The following is a 1,291-nucleotide window of genomic DNA, read 5'->3' as shown; positions in this document are numbered from 1 at the left end:
TGGATCGACGCCGCCCGGGCCGCGTTTGACGCCGCTGTTGCCACGGCACGTCGCCACGTCGGTATTCTGGCCGATAGCGATCCGACCCCGCAGTGACGACGCCGGCGGCCCTACAACGCATCCGGCGCATCGCGCACGGCTTCGACCAGCCAGATGACCGTGAATGGATCGCGGCGGCGTTGCGGCGCTACCTGGCCGCAGCGGACGACGGCTTGTCGATCGAGGACGCGCTCGAGCTGACGGCGCCGGCCCGGGCTATGCCTTGGTGGCGTGTCGACGCCCTGGCGCGCAGGGACATGGCGCTGTGCGAACTGGCCAGAGTGTTCTATCCGAGCCCCTCGCTGTCTCAGCGAGCCGCCGGCGTCTACGATGCGCTGGCGCGATACGCCCGGGCCGAATGGCCGCGAGATCAACGGCTCGAATCAATGCCAGTGCACTACGTGGGGACACCGGCGGAGCTACTATTTTCGGCGATGAAGGCGCATCCGGAAATGTTGAGCGAACGCCAAGTCACGAGAATCGTTGCGAAATAGTGTGCCATCGGTGGGCACTACCGATGGCTGACTTTTTCGGCGACACCTAGGCGAACAGAAGATCAGCCCAGTTGAGGCGCCCCGCCGTGAACAAAGAAAACAAATTCTCCTCGCATTTCCATCGGATCACCGATCCTCAGCTGCTCAGCAACATGCTCGGTCTGCTCCGCGACCATCCCGTCCTGCGGGAAGCCGCCGCGATCAGCGACGCCGAGCTCGCCGATCGCCGCCGCGCGGTGGGCGAGAAGATCGATGCTTTGCAGAAGGCGCTCGACGCAAAAGCGCCGGCGCTGCGCGATGCGGCGGTGCGCGCGGAACGCGAGGTGCTCGATATCGAACCTCGTTACGAGGCTGCCGTCGTGCGGCTGCGCCGGGCCAACAGCGCTCTCAACGTGCTGTCGTACGAGACCACCGTTCAAATCGATCGCCTTCGCGGCGAGATCGAAGCCACGGCGGACCCGATTATCGACGAGACGATATGGGAGTTGAACAGGCTGTTTCAGGAAAATCTCCGGGTTCAGCCCATGATCGCCGGCCATGTCTACGGCCGGGATTTTGATCGAACTGGCGCGCGAACGATCGTGGGTGTCCGACACACCAGGCCATCGCTCGTCGCGCGTAGCGAGGCGATCCTGGCTGCGAGAGAGGCTTGCCTTGCGCTGAAGCGTGAGGTCCAGGTCGAGGATCTCCCGGGACGGCTCGCGAAATTGATCGCCGAGCTCCCGTCCGGCGAAACGATCGTTGAGGAAAAAGTGTGA

The 1,291-nt window shown here is 64.1% G+C and carries 2 protein-coding genes; both read left to right on the top strand.

From position 1 onward, the window contains the following. Positions 1 to 92 precede the first annotated feature (92 nt). A complete protein-coding gene (locus tag NKJ75_RS32730; RefSeq protein WP_352500758.1) occupies positions 93 to 533 on the top strand; it encodes a hypothetical protein in 441 nt (146 codons plus the stop codon). An 86-nt stretch (positions 534 to 619) separates the two neighbouring features. Beyond that, complete coding sequence (locus NKJ75_RS32725; protein WP_352500757.1) at positions 620 to 1,291, top strand: hypothetical protein; 672 nt, start codon at positions 620 to 622, stop codon at positions 1,289 to 1,291.

It is taken from the genome of Mesorhizobium sp. M0058 (assembly GCF_040323095.1).
Taxonomy (GTDB): Bacteria; Pseudomonadota; Alphaproteobacteria; order Rhizobiales; family Rhizobiaceae; genus Mesorhizobium.
Note: the sequence above shows the minus strand (reverse complement) of the source record. Positions and strands in the feature narration are given on the sequence as shown.